This window comes from Chryseobacterium sp. YIM B08800 (genome assembly GCF_026163565.1).
In the GTDB taxonomy this organism is placed as follows: domain Bacteria; phylum Bacteroidota; class Bacteroidia; order Flavobacteriales; family Weeksellaceae; genus Chryseobacterium.
On sequence record NZ_JAPDKN010000103.1, the window covers coordinates 1 to 1,147 of the forward strand.

At 35.5% G+C, this 1,147-nt stretch carries 1 protein-coding gene; it reads right to left on the reverse strand.

Annotated elements, in window-relative coordinates; all coding sequences use genetic code 11:
• A partial coding sequence (locus OEW74_RS19465) for a DUF6443 domain-containing protein (protein ID WP_265430062.1) occupies window positions 1–1,147 on the reverse strand: 1,147 nt, incomplete at both ends.

The window sequence follows — 1,147 nt, forward strand, 5'->3', positions numbered from 1 at the left end:
GGTATTTGAATTCTGTGAGTCTTGCGAAAGAATATCCTGTCCTAAAATTTGAGTAGGGATTGCGGGAGTTCCTGCTGGATAGGTGTCGTAATAATTAACCGATAATAATGTTTGTATTTCATTAAACAAAACATTGGTATAATATACTTGTATTCCGTTTTTGGTAAAACCTGTTAAACTTCTTGAATCAGTTACAATATAATTATTGGCTGTATTTTGTAAAGATGCTCTCGTGGCAGCCAAAATAATTCCTGTATAAATGACTCTTCCAAATTGATCATATTTAGAAAACAGCCATTTTCCTTGTTGTCTCAAATTAGCATCCTGAGTAAAGATTAGACGGTCTGCTTTATCATATACCATATACTCCCAGTCTTTCCCAGGAAGCTTTTTTTCTACTAATCGATTTCTGCCATCATATTTGTATTGATAGCAAAGGTCGTTTAAAATATCATTTGGTATTTCATCATCACTTCCTGCTCCCTCCAAAAAATCAATCGAAGCTTTTGGTGAGATAACAAAAGCTAATTGATTATATTCATTATATACGTAATAGGTATCAGCATTTTCTGTTGAGCTAAGTACTTTTCTTACTAATATAATTTGTCCCTGCCCGTTTTTAAATTCTATCGTTTTATTACCGTCTTCATCTGTAACTGTATTTTTATACAGCTTTCCTGGTGCATAATTAAAATCATAGGCAATTCGCACGGTGGATAAGGTACTGTTGTTAGACCATGTAGTGTTTGTTAATAACATTCGAACCTGATCTTGCTGTATATTTGTACCATAATCGAATTTTACAGGCTTACTTGCCCAGTCATTTCCCACCTGAATCTGCTGCTGAATTCTGTCTAAAGGAGAGTTTTCCAATTGCTTTTCAGCAAATGCCTTCTCGTTGGTATAGGTACTTGCAGGATCTCCTACGGGAAAATCTATCAATCCTGAAGCTTGAGTATATATTGCCCCATTGCTTGTCGATAGTTGAGGAACAGGCAGATAATCTCTTGTTTGTCTTCCAAATCCATCATAAATAATCGGAGTAACCACATCATTTCCAAGTGGGGATGCTTTGATATTAACGACTTGTTTAGGTCTACCTAAACCATCGAAATACTGAACCGTTTCTGCTGTTTTTGAAGCCGTA